Source organism: Reichenbachiella ulvae, from assembly GCF_025833875.1.
In the GTDB taxonomy this organism is placed as follows: Bacteria; Bacteroidota; Bacteroidia; order Cytophagales; family Cyclobacteriaceae; genus Reichenbachiella; species Reichenbachiella ulvae.
In genome coordinates, this window is the sequence record NZ_JAOYOD010000001.1 from 812,022 (window position 1) to 829,876 (window position 17,855).

Annotated in this window: 15 protein-coding genes and 1 tRNA gene; 5 read left to right on the forward strand and 11 right to left on the reverse strand. The window is 42.0% G+C overall.

Going from position 1 to position 17,855, the window contains the following annotated elements; translation table 11 throughout:
- The first annotated feature begins 70 nt into the window (after positions 1-70).
- Both N7U62_RS02960 and N7U62_RS02965 read left to right on the forward strand, forming a co-directional pair.
- The gene (locus tag N7U62_RS02960; RefSeq protein WP_264136388.1) at positions 71-1,336 is read left to right on the forward strand and encodes a DUF349 domain-containing protein; all 1,266 of its coding nucleotides are present in this window, start codon (positions 71-73) and stop codon (positions 1,334-1,336) included.
- A 185-nt stretch (positions 1,337-1,521) separates the two neighbouring features.
- Positions 1,522-1,743: a DUF2795 domain-containing protein gene (locus N7U62_RS02965; RefSeq protein ID WP_073119581.1), complete on the forward strand. Its 222-nt coding sequence runs from the start codon at positions 1,522-1,524 to the stop codon at positions 1,741-1,743.
- A 54-nt stretch (positions 1,744-1,797) separates the two neighbouring features.
- Here N7U62_RS02965 and N7U62_RS02970 read toward each other — a convergent pair whose 3' ends face one another.
- The 8 genes from N7U62_RS02970 to purL form a co-directional block, all read right to left on the reverse strand.
- Positions 1,798-2,475, reverse strand: a complete 678-nt coding sequence (locus tag N7U62_RS02970; RefSeq protein ID WP_264136390.1) for a 2-C-methyl-D-erythritol 4-phosphate cytidylyltransferase — start codon at positions 2,473-2,475, stop codon at positions 1,798-1,800.
- 56 nt (positions 2,476-2,531) lie between these two features.
- Positions 2,532-3,578: a tRNA preQ1(34) S-adenosylmethionine ribosyltransferase-isomerase QueA gene (queA, locus tag N7U62_RS02975; RefSeq protein WP_264136391.1), complete on the reverse strand. Its 1,047-nt coding sequence runs from the start codon at positions 3,576-3,578 to the stop codon at positions 2,532-2,534.
- 245 nt (positions 3,579-3,823) lie between these two features.
- Positions 3,824-4,060 carry a hypothetical protein gene (locus tag N7U62_RS02980; RefSeq protein ID WP_264136392.1) on the reverse strand — a complete coding sequence of 79 codons (237 nt, stop codon included), beginning with the start codon at positions 4,058-4,060 and terminating at the stop codon, positions 3,824-3,826.
- Between the two features lie 132 nt (positions 4,061-4,192).
- On the reverse strand, positions 4,193-4,753 hold the full coding sequence (pth, locus tag N7U62_RS02985) for an aminoacyl-tRNA hydrolase (protein WP_264136393.1): 561 nt from the start codon (positions 4,751-4,753) through the stop codon (positions 4,193-4,195).
- 108 nt (positions 4,754-4,861) lie between these two features.
- Positions 4,862-5,473, reverse strand: coding sequence for a 50S ribosomal protein L25/general stress protein Ctc (locus N7U62_RS02990; RefSeq protein WP_264136394.1), 612 nt, complete (start codon positions 5,471-5,473; stop codon positions 4,862-4,864).
- Positions 5,474-5,482: 9 nt separating this feature from the next.
- Positions 5,483-6,415, reverse strand: coding sequence for a ribose-phosphate pyrophosphokinase (locus N7U62_RS02995; protein WP_264136395.1), 933 nt, complete (start codon positions 6,413-6,415; stop codon positions 5,483-5,485).
- 55 nt (positions 6,416-6,470) lie between these two features.
- Positions 6,471-6,543, reverse strand: a tRNA-Gln gene (locus tag N7U62_RS03000).
- A gap of 96 nt (positions 6,544-6,639) precedes the next feature.
- Positions 6,640-10,302 carry a phosphoribosylformylglycinamidine synthase gene (gene purL, locus N7U62_RS03005; protein ID WP_264136396.1) on the reverse strand — a complete coding sequence of 1,221 codons (3,663 nt, stop codon included), beginning with the start codon at positions 10,300-10,302 and terminating at the stop codon, positions 6,640-6,642.
- A 223-nt stretch (positions 10,303-10,525) separates the two neighbouring features.
- On the opposite strand from purL, the gene N7U62_RS03010 reads away from it, so the two are divergent.
- From N7U62_RS03010 to N7U62_RS03020, 3 genes are all read left to right on the forward strand, one after another.
- Positions 10,526-10,810 (forward strand): hypothetical protein, encoded by a 285-nt coding sequence (locus tag N7U62_RS03010; RefSeq protein WP_264136397.1) that lies wholly within the window; start codon positions 10,526-10,528, stop codon positions 10,808-10,810.
- Between the two features lie 276 nt (positions 10,811-11,086).
- Entirely contained in the window at positions 11,087-12,001 is a 915-nt protein-coding gene (locus N7U62_RS03015; RefSeq protein ID WP_264136398.1) for a hypothetical protein, read from the forward strand.
- A 943-nt stretch (positions 12,002-12,944) separates the two neighbouring features.
- Positions 12,945-13,853 carry an alpha/beta hydrolase gene (locus N7U62_RS03020; RefSeq protein ID WP_264136399.1) on the forward strand — a complete coding sequence of 303 codons (909 nt, stop codon included), beginning with the start codon at positions 12,945-12,947 and terminating at the stop codon, positions 13,851-13,853.
- A gap of 206 nt (positions 13,854-14,059) precedes the next feature.
- Here the strand turns inward: N7U62_RS03020 and N7U62_RS03025 are convergent, their stop codons facing one another.
- The 3 genes from N7U62_RS03025 to N7U62_RS03035 form a co-directional block, all read right to left on the reverse strand.
- Positions 14,060-15,145 (reverse strand): formylglycine-generating enzyme family protein, encoded by a 1,086-nt coding sequence (locus tag N7U62_RS03025; RefSeq protein WP_264136400.1) that lies wholly within the window; start codon positions 15,143-15,145, stop codon positions 14,060-14,062.
- Between the two features lie 51 nt (positions 15,146-15,196).
- Complete coding sequence (locus N7U62_RS03030) at positions 15,197-16,816, reverse strand: formylglycine-generating enzyme family protein (RefSeq protein WP_264136401.1); 1,620 nt, start codon at positions 16,814-16,816, stop codon at positions 15,197-15,199.
- A gap of 180 nt (positions 16,817-16,996) precedes the next feature.
- A complete protein-coding gene (locus N7U62_RS03035) occupies positions 16,997-17,812 on the reverse strand; it encodes an alpha/beta fold hydrolase (protein ID WP_264136402.1) in 816 nt (271 codons plus the stop codon).
- Between the last annotated feature and the right edge of the window lie 43 nt (positions 17,813-17,855).

Here is a 17,855-nt window from a genome sequence, read left to right on the forward strand (position 1 = left end):
TAGAAAATAATTCGGTCTTTGCCTTGAATGGCTAAATTTGCAGCCGATTTTAATTAACTGAAATAGAGCATTGGATATACCTTTTGGACATATAGAAGACGGTAAGCTTTTTCGTAATGCAGTGGGCGATTTTGAGGAGATAGAATTGAAAATGCTCGAAGGAAATTCTACGGATGATTCCGTAGCTCATTACAAAGAGAGGTTTGACAAACTGGAATCAAAGTTTCAGGTAGTAGAAAAGAAAATTAACAATTCTGGTAACAAGGGATCGTTTTTGTCCAGTCTATTGAATATCCAGAGCCAGTTAGGGGCACACGAAGGTTTGGGTGATTATCAAGGGTTGAATGATAGGATTCAGCAATATGTGAATATGCTGGAGGATTATGTCGCTAAAAACCGTCAGAAGAACACTGATATCAAAACTGCTTTGTTGTTGGAATTGGAAGCCATCTTAGCTAACAACGATATCGAGGAGGCTTTTGAGCAGATCAAAGACCTAAAGGCTAGATGGATCAAGACGGGGAGTCCAAATGAAGAGGTAAAAGAAGAATTAGAGTCTAAATTCAAAGAAGGAGTAGACGGTTTCTTTGCCAAGCGAAATGCCTTCGATGATGATAAAAAGGAGTTGATTGATGCGCGAATTGCTGAATATCAAACCATTATAGATAAGATTAAGGCAATCATTAAATCTAAGAAATTGTCTCAATCTTTTGATGAGGTGAAAGCTTTGCAGGCCGAATGGAAGGAGATTGGCAGAATTCCGGAAGAAACATTCAAGAAATTGAATGAAGAATACTGGCAACAGTGTAAGTCGTACTATGACCAACGTAAAAAGGGTCAAAAAGAAGCCTCAAAGAATAGAGATAAATCAAGGAAGGAGAGTCTGGCTCAGCGCAAGGAGGTTCTCGCTAAACTTGAGTCTCTGAAGGAGGAGAGTCTATTATCAGAGAAAGCTCCAAAAGTGAAGAGTATACAAGCTGAATGGAAGAAATGTGGGCCCTTATCAAGGAAAGATAACCCTGAGATCCATGATCAGTTTTTGACACTATCTAGAGAAGTGCAAGAACGACAGTTTGTTGTAGAGTTGGCAAAAAAGAAAATCAAAGGATTCGCTTCCAAAGAAGGTAAGGAACGTTTTCAAGGCTTAATGAAGGTGACCAAGGATCTTTTGAGGCGAGATGAAAGCGAATTGGCCTCCTTTAAGGAGAATATGGACAAGATGCATATCAATAAGGGATCGTTCGTAGATATGTTAGAGTCTAAACTGAAAACACAGCAAGAGAAAGTAGCAATTAAGCGGTCCATTCTTAAAGATATTCAGGCCAAAATCAAATAATCTTTCCTCTTCTCAATCAATTCTGGAAACAAAGCAAAAGAGATTTGCGTTTTTGCTTGAGAATTTATAATATAAAATTCCATAATTCGTAATAATTTTTATATTATCGCGGATATATGAAAAGTCGGTGTGAAATTCGGTTTTACTCGACGAAATTTAGGAACCACTAAAATAAGGGATGTAATATGTATTGGACATTAGAATTGGCGTCATACCTGGAAGATGCTCCTTGGCCTGCTTCAAAAGATGAGTTGATAGATTACTCAATTCGTTCTGGAGCTCCATTGGAAGTAGTTGAGAACCTTCAGGAATTAGAAGATGATGGTCAGCCCTTCGAGAACATTGAAGAGATATGGCCTGATTATCCAACTAAAGAAGATTTCTTCTTTAATGAGGACGAGTATTAAGAGATAATCACGTTCAGAAAGATATAAATGCCTAACGACAATAGTTGTTGGGCATTATTGTTTGTGGTGTTTCAGAAGTGCTTCTGCTATCACTAAATCTTCGGGGGTTGTCACTTTGATGTTTGCATAGTCCCCTTCTACCAGATGAATTTTTCTTCCATCTGCTTCCGCTACGCTGGCATCATCAGTAAATGCGTTCCCTTGGGCTTTATCAAAAGCCAATTTGATCAAATCCAGTCTGAAGGTTTGAGGCGTTTGTATAGCTAGGTAGGAGGACCTGTCCACTGCTTGGTTTTCTCCAGCGACCATAGTCCTCAATGAGTCCTTGAGTGCAACAGCAGCGATACCATTTCCATTCTTTTCTGCAGATTCAAAAGTTCTGGCGATGACTTGAGGAGATACCAATGGTCTAGCGCCATCATGTATAGCTACCAATCCTTCCTGGTCAATAATTGATGATAGACCATTCTGTACAGAGTCAAATCTTGTGTCGCCTCCCTGGATGGTCATGTGTGGGATATTGCACTGGTGTTCCTTTTTTAATAGCTCCCAGGTATCAGAGTGCGTTTCGGGCAGCACAACGATCAGTTCCATCTCAGAATCAAAGAGGTGAAAGGCTTCCAAAGTATGCAAGAGAATGGGCTTGCCGGAAAGTACAAGGAATTGCTTGGGCAGCTCAGATTGCATTCGGCTGCCTGATCCTCCAGCTACTATGATGGCGTACTTTTTCATGTATCGAATGTCGAAAGGTCAAAAAAAATGCTCCGATTAGAATCGGAGCAAGTTCTTTAGATAATCAGCATGGCGTCACCATAACTGAAGAATCGATATTTTTCTTTGATGGCCTCCTGATAGGCGTCCATGATCAACTCATAGCCTCCAAAAGCTGCTGCGTTCATTAGCAGCGTAGATTCTGGAAGGTGGAAGTTGGTCAATAATGACTTCACTATTTTAGTTTCGTAAGGAGGGAAGATGAATTTGTCAGTCCATCCTTCGTTTGGTTTCAAACGATCATTGGCAGATACAGAAGATTCTAGTGCTCTAAGCACCGTAGTTCCCACTGCACATACATTTTTCTTTTCATCTAGTACCTTATTAACTATTTCCGCAGTTGGTTCAGGAACGATGAAGTTCTCTGAGTCCATTTTGTGTTTAGTCAAATCCTCTACATCTACAGGTCTGAAAGTACCAAGACCTAAATGCAAAGTGATAGGGCTTACATCAACTCCCTGTAACTCTAATCTCTTCAATACCTGCATAGTGAAGTGAATACCGGCAGTCGGTGCTGCTACAGCTCCGATTTTGTCTGCGTAGATCGTTTGGAAACGCTCTCTGTCTTCTTCTTCTGTTTTTCTAGCGATTTCTTTCGGTAGGGGAGTTTCACCTAACTCATCGATAGTTTTATAGAATTCTTCATCTGTTCCATCAAAAAGGAATCGGATGGTTCTACCTCTGGAAGTAGTATTGTCAATTACCTCAGCAACCAGGTCTCCCTCGCCGAAGTACAATTTATTGCCTACACGGATTTTTCTAGCTGGATCTACCAACACATCCCATAGGTGCAATTCTTTGTTGAGTTCTCTTAATAGAAAGACTTCAATCTTAGCTCCAGTCTTTTCCTTGTTACCATAAAGTCTGGCTGGGAACACTTTAGTGTCATTGATGATAACACTATCACCCTCATCAAAATACTCGATAAAATCCTTGAAAATCTTGTGCTCTATTTTACCCGAGTCTTTGTGGACTACCATCATTCTGGATTCGTCACGATTTTCGGTTGGATATAGAGCTAGTAGCCCTGGTGGCAGGTCAAATTTAAATTCGGATAATTTCATTCGCTAATTTTTTTTGGATTGGAACCCGTATTGAATATTCTCTGAGAAATATTTAGAATCATTCAAATTCAATTGATTATGAACAAACGCAATCTACGCTCATTCTAAAATGAGAGGGCAAAACTACTAATAAAATTTAGGATTTTAGGCTTGTCGGGGCGTTAATTATTTTGTAAACAAGAAAGGGCATCCAAGTGAATGCCCTTTCTGATCTAGTCGTACGACGTAATAAAATTTTTAAGCAATTATTCTGCAGTTACGCTATCAACTTCAGCAGAAACGCTATCCATAACTTCAGTTGCTACAGAGTCCATTTCCATAACTGTGCTGTCCATTTCTTCTACTACTTCTTCTACTACTTCAGTAGCTTCTTCTGCTACTTCCTCAGTAGTCGATTCTGAGCTTTTAGGACTGCAAGAAACTGCAGCTAGAGATAAAACAAAGGCAATAACTAATAAATGTGCTTTTTTCAAAATTTTCATTGGTAATAAGTTTTGATTTAAGACCATGAAAGTATGTCGTTAATTTCACATTGTCAACTCTTAAATAAGACTTTTTTAATATTTTATTTTAAGAATCTAATTAATTGCGAAAAAACACGTAAGTAGTTGTACTTAGTCGTTGTATTGGCTCATGGTTCTGGGTGCGCCTATAGTGCAAAAGGAGAGTATCATATCGCAGGCTTTGTTCATGATGAAAGGGAGTTCTTCCATTTCCTGTTTGGGGAAATTAGATAGGACATATTCGGCCTGACGTCCTTTATGAAAATCGTTTCCAACTCCGAATTTGATGCGGCTATAGTTGTTGCCTCCTGTGAGTTCTTCTATGTTCTTTAGTCCATTATGTCCTGCACTACTTCCCTTTGTTCTCAGTCGGAGGCTTCCGAAGGGTAGGGCAATATCATCAACGATCACCAGTACATTCTCTTTGGCTATCTTTAATTCATTCATCCAGTAGTTGACAGCCTTACCACTTAGGTTCATGTAGGTGGTAGGTTTGATCATATGGATAGATCGGCCTTTGTGTTTGAACTCTGTCTTGTTGGCTAATTTGAGGTGCTCAAATTGGACTCCCTGATCATCTGCTAATTTATCTAAAACCAGAAAGCCTATGTTGTGCCGGGTTAGCTCATATTCTGGCCCTATGTTGCCCAATCCTACAATTAGATACTTCATTTTAATTCAGCTGTTATTGAATTTACGTAATAGGGGTACAAAGAAAAGATCAAAAAAAATCCTGTTCTAATTTAGAACAGGATTTAATTCTTTAACTAAAAAGTAAGATTAAGCTTCTGCTTCTGCAGCTTCTTCCTCCTCACCAGCATTCAATTCAGTCGCTGATTTACCTCTTAGTGCTCTTGGAATCTCAGCTACAGCAATCGATGATTGTGGTGCATCCATGATTTCAAAGTTTTCTGGTGAAAGGTCACCCACCTTTACCGCTTTACCAAACTCAAGCTTGTTGATGCTAACATCAATGTGCTCAGGCATGTTTTTAGGTAGAGATTTCACTTTCAATGTTCTTCTCTTAACGATCAAAGTACCTCCTGATTGTACCGCTGGTGATAGACCAGTGATATGAACTGGGATGTCCATTTTGATAGTAGATCCTGCGAACCATTGTAGGAAGTCAACGTGCAAGATAGTTTCACTTACTGGGTGAAACTGAATGTCCTGCATGATTGCATCGTACTCTTGTCCTTCCACATTCACTTTTACAAAGTGTGCTTCTGAAGTGTAAACCAATTCTCTAAAAAGAATGGCTGGTGCATAAAAGTGAATTTGCTCGTCACCACCATAGATTACACAAGGAATCATTCCTTCATTGCGTAATTTTTTGGAGTCTGCTTTGCCGAGATTTGCTCTTTTATACCCTATAATCTCAATCGTTTTCATAATGATATATTAATTTGTAAATAATGTACTTATCGATTCGTGACCGTGGATTCTCTTGATTGCATCTGCAAATAGAGGAGCCATACTAGCCACATGAATTTTGTCAGAACTTCCCTTAAGAGGAATACTGTCAGTTACTACCAATTCTTCTAACTCTGAGTTGTCTACATTGTTGTAGGCTTCTCCTGATAGAATCGGGTGTGTACAGAAGGCTCTTACTGATTTAGCTCCTTTTTCTTTCAAAAGGTTAGCCGCTTTGGTTAGAGTCCCTGCTGTATCTATAATGTCGTCAACCAGGATTACGTTCTTTCCTGTTACATCACCTATGACCTGCATAGATGCTATTTCGTTCGCTCTTTTTCTGTGTTTGTCACAGACTACCATTTCTGCTTTAAAGAATTTAGCAAATTCTCTTACGCGTTTGGTAGATCCTACATCCGGCGCTGCAAAGATAATATCGTTCAATCCCAAATTGTTGATGTATGGAACGAATATCAAACCAGCTATCAAGTGATCTACTGGGATGTCAAAGAAGCCTTGAATCTGATCTGCATGCAAATCACATGTCATCAATCGAGTTGCTCCAGCTGCTTGTACCAAATTGGCCATCAGTTTGGCAGCAATCGATACTCTAGGCTTGTCTTTTCTGTCTTGTCTTGCATAACCGTAGTAGGGTACTACCAGGTTGATGGTTTTGGCGCTGGCTCTCTTAGCTGCATCGATCATTAACAAAAGCTCGATGATGTTGTCAGAAGGGCCATTAGTCGATTGGATAAGGAAAACGTCACAACCTCTGATCGACTCGTCAAAACTGTAAGAAAGCTCTCCGTCGCTAAATTTTCTAGAAGTAGACTTACCTAGCGGCTGACCGTAATGCTTTGCGATTTGTTGCGCAAGGGCATCTGAGCCTAGACCTGCAAAGAGTTTGACTTGTGATGACATTTTTTTGGTGTTTAGTATTAAAAAAAAATCCCGACCATGAGCCGGGATTTTTTTGCTGGTCTACTAGGGCTCGAACCTAGACTCTTCTGGACCAAAACCAGACGTGTTGCCAGTTACACCATAGACCATTTTGATGCCCCATTGATTTGGGAGTACAAAATTAGAATTTTGCTCCACTAAATCAAACTTTTGATGAGTATTTTAAGTGATTTTTTTCACTTTTTTTACTTCTGCCCTGATATCCAATTCTTTGCGTTAACAAAGGCTTGAATCCATGGAGTGATTTCGTCATTTCTTTCTTCCGGATAATGAGCCCAGTTCCATGAGAACAGCGAACGCTCCAGGTGAGGCATCATCGCGAGATGACGGCCATCTTTGGAATATACGCCTGCTACATCATAGTCAGACCCGTTAGGATTACCAGGATACGCACTGTAATTGTACTTCATACAGACGTTGTAGCTGTCCTCCGATTCAGGTAGGTCAAACTTACCTTCGCCATGCGCCACGGCAATCCCTAAGCTACTGCCTGCGAGGCTTTGCAGCATGATGGAATCATTTTCTGGAATGTTGACGGAAAGGAATGTTGATTCGAATTTTCCTGAAAGGTTATGCTGCATTTTAGGGTGCTCTTTCTTTTCAGGGAAAATCAATCCCAACTCCATCATCAACTGACATCCATTACAAACTCCAAGACTCATGGTGTAGGGTCTTGCGTAGAAGTCTTTTAAGGCTTTGTTTGCTTTATCGTTGAATTGGAAAGCTCCAGCCCAGCCTTTGGCAGATCCCAAGACATCTGAGTTAGAGAAGCCTCCTACGAATACGATCATGTTGACGTCCGACAGGTCATCTCGACCGGACATCAAGTCCGTCATGTGAACATCCTTTACGTCAAATCCAGCTAAATGAAGTGCATAGGCCATTTCACGATCACCATTCACGCCTTTTTCGCGAATGATGGCCGCTTTTACTCCAGATGGCGCTGATCTATGCTGATCAAGGTTCAGTCCTTTAATTGACCCTTCAAAGCCAGCAGGGAAGCTGAACTTTAGAGGTTGTGTCTTATAAGATGCAAACCTTGAGTCTGCTTGTGATTTTTCTGTTTGATGTGTGTCCAGTAGGTGAGAAGTACTCATCCATACATCTCTGAGCTCGTCAATGTCATAGCTTCCGTTCACATCTTTTGACGTGATAGAGAAAGACCTATCCATGTTGATGCTTCCAATTTCCTGGTAGCTCAAATCTGAAGCTTCAAGTGAAGCTGTATCGGCCACTTGCAATACGATAGCCGGGCTTTCGCTAAATAGGACTTGATTCCCTGAGGTATCGAAAGCACTCAGGTCGATAGATGCACCAGTGTCTGTAGTAGGGAAGTGCATTTCTAGCAATGTGGTGATCAAACCACCCGCAGAAACATCATGCCCTGCCAATACTTTTCCGGTTTTAATCAGTTCTTGTACTGCAGCAAATGTCTTTTTGAAAGTTTCTGCCTTAGGAGAGGCAGCTGGGGCGTTGCCCAATGCATTTTTGGTTTGGGCATAACTAGAGCCATCCAACGAAAATGCGCCATCCGATAATGGGATATAGATCAATTTACTTCCGGCTACTTTTTTGATGTCCGGAGAGATCGTTTGATTGATGTCGCTTACTTCACCTACTGTGGATATAATAACCGTACCAGGAGAGTCCACCGTCTTACCGTCAGGATACTTCTGCGTCATGGATAGGGAGTCCTTTCCCGTAGGTATATTGATGCCTAATGCAATGGCATAGTCGCTAACCGCTTTTACTGCCTGATAAAGTCTTGCTTTCTCACCATCTGTCTTGGTAGGCCACATCCAGTTGGCACTTAGGGATATTCCCTCGAATCCATGAGACAGCGGAGTAAAAACAAGATTGGTCAATGCCTTAGTAATAGCTAGTTCAGAACCTTTTTCAGGGTCGCAAATGGCTGCTATAGGCGCATGTCCGATAGAGGTGGCGATACCTTTGTTGCTGGCAAAATCCATGGCCATTACTGCCACATTGTTTAAAGGCAACTGAATCTCTCCACAGGTTTGCTGAGTCGCTACGCGTCCTGTTACAGAGCGGTCGACTTTGTTGGTCAACCAATCTTTACAAGCCACCGCTTCTAATTGTAGCAATGCCTTAAGGTCAGCTTCGAACTCGGCTGGATTGCTGCTGACAGCCACATATTTTTTATTCAGGCTCTTATCTTCCAGGATAGTTTTCGGAGAGGAACCAAACATTTTGGATAGTCCCCAATCTACTGCAGATTTTTTTGCATCACTTCTACCTACTTTGAAGTGCATGTCTCCGGTGGCTTCACCTACCTCGAAGAAAGGGGCTCTTTCTCGTTCGGAGATTTCTTTCAGTTCGGCAATGGCTGACTCTGGAAGGGCCAATCCCATTCTTTCCTGAGATTCGTTTCCGATGATTTCTTTGTCTGATAGGGTAGGGTCACCTACGGGGAGTTTGTTGATGTCGATGTTTCCTCCCGAGTCCTCGACCAACTCCGATAGACAGTTGAGGTGACCGCCGGCTCCATGATCGTGTACGGAGTGGATCGGATTGTTGTCTCCCTCTACCATGGCGCGGATGGCGTTCGATACACGTTTTTGCATCTCAGGATTCGAACGTTGGATCGCATTCAGCTCAATGGCATTGGCGAATTCTCCTGTAGTAACAGAGGAAACGGCACTACCACCCATACCGATTCGGTAGTTGTCACCACCCATGATTACGATTTTGTCACCTTTGGTAACAGGCTTCTTCAGTGCGCTTTCTTTTTTGCCATAGCCTACACCACCTGCCATCATGATCACTTTGTCGAATCCTAAAGATTCTCCATTCTCTTCATGTTCGAAGGTCAATACGCTACCGCATATTACTGGCTGACCAAATTTGTTACCGAAATCGCTAGCTCCATTGGAGGCTTTGATCAAGATTTCTAATGGGGTCTGGTACAACCATTGTCGTGGCTCAATTTTATTCTCCCAGGGCTTCTTGCCGTCTAGTCTTGGATAGCTAGTCATATAGACTGCTGTACCCGCTAGAGGGATACTTCCCTGGCCGCCTGCCATACGGTCTCGGATCTCTCCGCCTGTACCTGTAGCTGCTCCATTGAATGGCTCGACTGTGGTAGGGAAGTTGTGTGTTTCTGCTTTCAGGGAAATCACAGATTCGAAATCCTTCGTTTCGAAATAGTCAGGTTTGTTTTGTGACTTAGGAGCGAATTGCTGAACGACTGGCCCTTTGATGAAAGCCACGTTGTCTTTGTAGGCAGATTCGATCATCCCAGGAGAGGCTTCTGAGGTCTTCTTGATCATCTTGAAGAGAGATTCTTCTTTCTCCTCGCCATCGATGATGAACTTACCGTTGAATATTTTGTGGCGGCAGTGCTCGGAGTTGACTTGCGAGAACCCGAACACCTCACTGTCTGTTAATTTTCTTCCCAGGTCTTTGGCTACCTGCTCGAGGTACTCAACCTCTTCGTCGCTTAGCGCCAATCCTTCCTGTTGGTTATAAGCGGCAATGTCTTCGATTTCCAAAATTTCTTCTGGTGCCTTGTCGATCGTAAATGTAGACTGGTCGAGGGAGTCGTACTTTTGATTCAGCATAGGATCAAAATGTCCCTCGGTGCTGAATTCTTCTATTCTGAAGATCCCCTCGATCCCCATGTTTTGCGTGATTTCAACCGCATTGGTACTCCATGGGGTCAGCATCTCTTTTCTTGGACCTATAAAGGAGCCAGAAATAGATTCCTGCTCCAAATGGCTGGCATTGCCAAAGAGCCAAACGAGCTTTTCTATGTCGGTAGAGGAAAGTGAAGATTGTGAACCTACCAGGTAGTAGGTGCTGTCATTTTTCTTAAAAATTGAAATCATCTATGGAAGGACTTTATTAAGCCGCAAAAATAGAAGGATTTAGGAAATAATGAGGGCTTGTATGGGATTATTGGGAGGGGGTAGGGAAGATAGATGAGAAATCGGCGTATCGTGTAGTTCTAACCTTGTTTGCCCAGTTGATACGGGCGGAGGTATTCATTCGCCCGTTGTAGTTGGGGGGTGGGGCGTTGCAGTTGGACTTTTGACCGTTGCAGTTGGAACTTTGCCCGTTACATTTCCATTTTTCAGCTTTACAGTTGGACTTTTGGGCGTTACAGTTGGAGGTTCGGGCGTTACAGTTGGAGGTTCGGGCGTTACAGTTGGAACTTTTGGCGTTACAGTTGGGCTTCCGGGCGTTACATTTCCATTTTTCACCGTTACAGTTGGAACTTTGACCGTTGCAGTTGGGGGTTGGAGCGTTACAGTTGGGACTTTTGGTGTAGCAGTTGGAGGTTTGGGACCTTTCGTCCTGAATAGGGTTGACTGTTTTGGGATCAATCCTGATTGAAGTTGGCAGCTATATGAGTCAATCCTGAAGAAAGTGGACTAGTGGGTCTAGTAATCAGATTACTTTTTAGATGAATCGGTATAGTGGCTGGGATGTTTGCTGTAGTTACATTAGTTTGGTAGAACCAAGTGGGGTAGAGGCCTTCTTCTCATGGCAAATATTCAAGAAAGAGAAATATTTTTTTAAACGTTTATAAACGACAACAATCGGGTACATAGTGCACTGGATGTAATGTAGATATAGTGCATTGTAGTTACCTAATGTTATCATTAATTCATGCATAGATTAAACATCACTGCTATCGTTCTATTTTTCCTCTTTGGTTGCTCTGAAACCAAGAAGACAAAACCTAAAGAGCTAACACCCGAACAAAAGACTGATATCGAATCATTTTCGAACGAGTTGATTAACAGTATCAACGGTTTCGATTTTGCAGTTATTAATAACGCATGGAATAATGAAGCTTTCAAGGAAAGAGTATCCAACCGTGTGAATAAAACTCAACAAAGTGTTTTGAACCACATTTTTGAGAAGGATCTGAGAATGACAATAAAAACTGGCAATTTGAGCATTGTTCATCGCGTGAACTCGGATCAAGGACAGGTTTCATTCTTGAGATTAGATCACTATGATACTTACTCCGAGCTTATTTTACTTATGACATTTGAAGGAGTTTATGATTTCTTCAAATACCGAATTGAATCACTTAACAACAAGCCAAGTTTGACAGACTTCTATCATTACACCGACAACCTTTGGTATAGCGAAAAAGTAATTAACATGCTTCGTATGAATTCCAAATATGATGCTTTTTCTGATGAACGACATCAGGCCAATAGAGCAATGAGAGCCTATGAACAAGCATTAACAATTGGAGATACTTTAGAAGCACTCTATTCTTTGTACGACATCCCAGAAACTCACCAAAAAGGCAACTGGTTGAGTCTACGAAAATTGAGTTTAGCAATTGTTCTTGGCGATTCTGTTTTGGCGGATGTGATGGCGACCGAACGTGAAAACAACAAAAGCTTGTACATGGACTATTTGTACAACTATTATTTAGGAGATACAACCAGTCTTAGTTCAACTTATCAACTACTGGCTGGCGAACTCGGTGAATCAAAAGCTCTTGACTCTCTTATTGAGATCGGATACCTGTGGAACGTTGAAAATAATGATAACAGTCGCTAAAAATCCATAGGCTTATGAGCCATTTGCAAAGGGCATTTGAATCAGATACTTTTAAAGAAATTAATAAAGTCCAAGCCTACGGATTTTAGCTTTGCGTTGTGGAGAATTAGTAGGATCGCATAGTTGATGTCAATTTATTTTATTCCATATCTGAAATACGAACTTTTAACGAAGGATAAGAAGAGTGAAATAATTTCTCGCTTGAGGTCCTTAACATCTTATGAAAAGTTTTTTGAAATAAATAACCCTGCTATTTTCAGGGGAGAGGTATTTGATAGCAGCTTCCGAATTCAGAGAAAAATAAGAAAAGGGATGCACCATAATTGGAATCCTATAATTGACGGAACTATTGTTGAGAATGAAAAAGGAACATCAATAACTATCAAGATGTCACTTCACTTGATAACGAAGATATTTTCTATACTAATGATCGTGGGTACTTTTTTAGCCATTCTTTCCAACCCGAACGAACTTTGGGGGTCACTTGGATTGATCAGTTTCCTATATGGGATAACAACCATTTTCTGGAATTCTGCAGTAAACAAGTCCAGAGATTCCTTAGATCATTTATTAGGTCACCCTCTAGAATAATAGAAACATAAGCGGCTAAAAAACTCCCCAACTGGCGACATAGCAAATAGCCAAACTATCTATCTGATATTTTATCGTGAATCTGCCCACTCCCTGCTGGCGCAAGCTTGTAGCTTGTGCTGTGCATTTCTACCGATTACCTGCTGTATTTTAATCCAGTTGAATCCCGCTCTTTCAAATCTTAGCCTGCAAGTTTCAATCAAATTCAGAAAGGCTGTCTATGTTGGGTGAGTAATCGGGTTACATGGACAGGATTGACTTGGAGCAACCTGTTTACTATATTTCCGAAAACTTTAAATTACCAGCGCCCGAGGATATTGACACAGGCGCTTAAAACCTTAAATACATTGCAATGACTAAATTTCTATTCTTTACCCTTTGTTTTTTATTGACTGTAAGTACTTGTTTTAGTCAAGAAATCATACCTCTCTGGCCTGAAGGGATCCCGAACGATCAGGAAACTAATGAAACTGAAACACGAGAAAATGGCGATATAGTATGGATTGAGAAGGTTCAGAAGCCCACTCTTGAAATCTATCTGCCAACAAAAAAAAATGCCACAGGAAGGGCAGTGGTGATATGTCCAGGAGGTGGGTATCGCGGTTTGGCCTATGATTGGGAAGGGACGGACATCGCAAAATATTTGAATTCTAAAGGGATTGCGGCGTTTGTTTTAAAATACAGATTGCCAAAATCAAAGGATGTGATTTCGGGATACAATGCGCCATTGCATGATGCGCAAAGAGCGATAAGGCTGGTGAGGCAAAACGCTGAAAAATGGAATGTATCCAAAGACCAAATCGGAGTTATGGGGTTTTCTGCAGGTGGTCATCTCGCTTCCACTTTGGGGACTCATTACGATCAAGGTGAAAAATCGAATACGGTAGATTCACTGAGTGCACGTCCAGATTTTATGGTCTTGATATACCCAGTGATCACGATGAAAGCCCCCACTACTCACGGAGGTTCAAGAAACAACTTGATAGGTGAAAAACCGAAGCAGGAGTTTATTGATTTATACTCTAATGAGTTATATGTGAATAAAAATACTCCTCCTACTTTTATCCTTCATTCCTCTGATGATAAATCTGTGCCTGTAGAGAATAGCATACTATTTTATCAGGCCTTGCAGAGGGAAGGGGTTTATTCAGAAATACATATTTACCCAACAGGAGGGCATGGGTTTTCGCTAGCCATAGGACAAGGTCATTTGCAATCATGGGTTGAGCGGCTTTGGGATTGGATGGATAGTTTGGAATAAAAGGACTTACATCCATGTAGGAATGGAAAGGCTAATAATAGCAAGGTCTGCCAGCTAAGTAATCATATTACTTCGAGTAATCGGATTACTGGATGATAGTTCATGAGGGTGAATCATGCGCCATTCGAAGACGTTTTTTACATGATCCAAAACATGCCTTAGTTTTTTGATGGTGCAGATATGGCCTTTTGGGGCGTAATCGTATGCTAGTTGCCCTCAGGCTCGTTTAGGACCAGTCGGAAGCCGACGCGTTCACTTCCTTTGTTGAGCAGTATGTATTCCCTCACGTTGTTGGCTGCATCCACAAAAGTGTGTTGGTATGATGCGCCTCTGATCACCTTGGCTCCCATATTTCCGAGGTTTAGGTCCAGTGGAGTACCATCTCCTGGGGTTTTGGTATAATCATCGAAATGATCATCCTGACATATCTCCTGTACATTGCCCACCATGTCGTACAGTCCCCAGGCATTGGGCGCGTAGCTTTTTACCTCCGTTGTTTTTTGATTTTCTTTTGCGCTACCACAGTAGGGGCCATAGTGGGATCTGTGATTGCCATAATGTCCCCAGTTAGCTTCTTCGCAAGTTAGCGTATCTCCAGTGACATAGAGGGTTTGACCACCTACAGTGGCGGCATATTCCCACTGTGCTTCACTCGGGAGCGAAAACTGGTAGCCTGTCGTTTCATACAGCCAGGGGATGAATTGCTCCTGAATTTCGTGGTAGGTGACATTGATCACGGGCCGCTGTCCCTGGCCCCAGTTGTTGTCGTCGGGCATCGCCAGACAGCCTCCTGCTTGTACACATGCTGCCCATTGGTCGAAGGTCACTTCTGCTTCCATGATTTTAAATCCAGGGACATCGACTCGAATTTTTGGACTGTGCGTGTATCGCTTTATTTTTAGGCTATCTACTCCCATATCGAAAGATCCGGCAGAGATATCTACTAGATTTCCTATTACTTGAGTCAGGGCATCCTCACTGATTTTTTCGGGAGCATCCATGAGGAAGCTCATGTTGCGTCTGGCCCAATTGCTCCATTTAAGGTTTTCTTCCTCCTGATTATTGAAATAGCTGGTTATTCCCCAGTAGACAAAGAGCAGAAATATAGGACTTAAAAACAGCAAGATCACCTTGAGGTTGATCCCGTTCATGGTGTATTTTTTGTTGTACTCCCTGCGCATATAGTCCTGCAGGGGATCGTCATTTTCTCCAGGAGGTATCGGCTTGCCCGGAGGGGTCCAATGAAAGTTGTCCCAAAAGCTGCTCTTGTTCTCGTTGGTCTTTTTACTCATTATTAATAGTGCTTTTGATCGGGTTGTTCTTGGGGTATCGATGGTTATAGATTAGTTTTTTAGCACGAGTCGAAAACCACTTCTGTTGTTTCCCTTCGAATTGCGAATTTCTGATCGTGATGCGGCTTTCATCATATGATAGGAAGAGGAATAATCGCCTCCACGCAAAACCACATCTATCGAATGATAATCGACATTTTCAATTTCTCCCGCAGAAGGTGCCTCCCAGGCGCTACCGTCTGCAGGAGCACCCGCGTAGCTGTCATGATAGAGATCGTTGACCATTTCACCCACGTTACCATACATGTCATAGAGTCCGTATGCATTGGGTCCATAGCTTTTGACAGGCATTGTTTTTCGGTCTGCCTTGTTACCTCCACAGTACTTGTCATAGTATGAGCGGTGATTTCCATAATGCCCCCAATTGGCGTCCTCGCAGCTTATGTCTTCTCCAAAGACAAAATCGGAGGTAGTTCCCCCTCGGGCAGCATACTCCCATTGTGCTTCGCTGGGTAGCTCAAACTGATAGCCGGTTTTTTGATACAGCCAGGGGATGTATTCATCAACTATGTCATTGTAAGAGATGTTGATGACCGGATGCTGCTGTTTGCCCCATCCTTCGTCAGAGGGTTGGTTGGTACAGGCCCCATCAGCAACACATGCTTGCCATTGCTCAAAGGTTACTTCTGTTTCCATGATTTTAAAATCTGGGAGCGTGACGGTGTGAACAGGAATGGCATATCTTAATTTTTCATCCTCGCTACCCATTTCAAAACTACCGCCTTTCACAGCGATCATTTTTCCGACATATTGTTCTAAGCTCGCTTCCTCTATTTGGGTAGGTACATCCGACTGGAATAAAGCGCTTTCTGATTTCCAATTGTCCCAACTGCGCATTTTATGTGCCCAGGACCCATCTCCTACACTAAATATGTAGTACATGTAAGAGCCACATGCTGCTATTGCTAATAGCAACAACAAGACAATTGCCACAGGCATACCATTGTGCGTATGTTTTTTATTGTATTCTCTTCGGGCAAAGTCGTAAGCCGGGTCGTCATTGTCTCCGGCAGGTACGGGGTCTGCAAAACCCAAAGCACTCCAGAAGGGGTATTTAGACTTTTTCTTCTCTGGTGTTTTGCTGTCAGTCGGGTTGCTTTGCTCTTGCCTGGCCTGGTACCGAGCTCTGGCTTCAGGTTCAGTGGTTGGTAATGGAGTGTTTTTGTTGAGTTGTGAAAATCCATCAAACCCATCTTCCAATCGGGCAAAGTGCTGATCAAACCAAAAACCATCTTTGCTAATGAAGGATTCCAGCTCTGTATTCTTCACTATCAATAGGGCATATATATTCTGGCTAAGTAGCGGTTGATACAAAAAGAAACTGTAGCGAGGTTTTAACAATCTCTTGATGGTTTGAATTACACCAAAGTGGGGATAGGCAAATCCAGAATAATCCAAAGTGTAGTTTTCACCATCGTAGTGGATAATACTCGCATTTTGTCCTGTATTTTCGGCAGAGTTGACATAAAAATCCTCCTCGATGTACTTACCGATTTTGCCTAGTATAGCATCGATGTAAGTAATGTTCGGGGAGATGTGGATTAGCCCTTTGGGCGTACTGTTCAGATCGTGGTGGTTTTTGAGCGTGGATAGCGTCAGTTGATTGTGCATTGAGCTTGATTATAGGTTGATGTGAACATCTAAAAAATGTGGGGGCGAAATTAGGTTATAGCGCCTTCTTGATCAAGGGATGCTTGGGTGTAAATGACTTTTGGCAGGAATACACTTGTCTGATGGTACGATAGTAGTTGGTGATAGTAAGGTGTATGTCCCTATGATGTTCTGAAAGGATTAGCCTTTCAATGCAGAGACGATGACTTCATCAGCATACTCCAACAATTTGTTGTGGCCATGATCCAGTACATGAACCTCGCTGTGGGTAAGACCGGAGAGGAAGGCGGTGTGTGCTTTGGGGTCGATGATTCGGTCTTTTTTGCCAAAGATGATAAGGGATTGGCATGTAGAATCATTGAGTAACTCAATCAATTCTGCTTGTGGAACTCTAAAATGTTTGAAGGCTACCCATGTTTGATAGACCAGCAATCGTTGTTCTTTTTTCTGCAGCTGAGTCGTTGCAAACTTGATGACAGACTTGTTCATTACTTTTATGCTACTAAGAAAATGAAGCACTGCGAAAAATGGTTTAGGATTAATCATCAGGTAGTGAAACAATTGTCTGAGGCCAACTGGGAAGGTGGCAAATTCATACCAAAACCTCCTGATGATTCCATCTGCTGCTCCTAAGATGAGATGATCTATTTGATTCGAAAAAGAGTAAAAGGTGCTGATCGCAAATCGTCCACCCATGGAGTAGGCCAGGATGGAAAATTGCTCGATTTTCAGAAAAGAAAGGAAGTCTGAGAAAATTTCTTTCCATTCCGGAATCTTTAAGTACATCTGTACGTTATCAGCTCTTGAACTCGAACCATGATAAAATAACCGAACTGCTATGATTGTATACTGCCCTTCTAGTTGATCTTCAAGGAACTTGAAGCTGTTTCCGTCTTGTGCAAACCCGTGGAAGCAAATCAAATAATTTTTACCCCTACCAAAAGTCTGGTATTCAAGCTGGGCACCTGATGGATGTGGGTATAGTTCAACGGACATTTTCAAGTTTAATGAAAAAATTATGTAAACCATGAATCCTTTG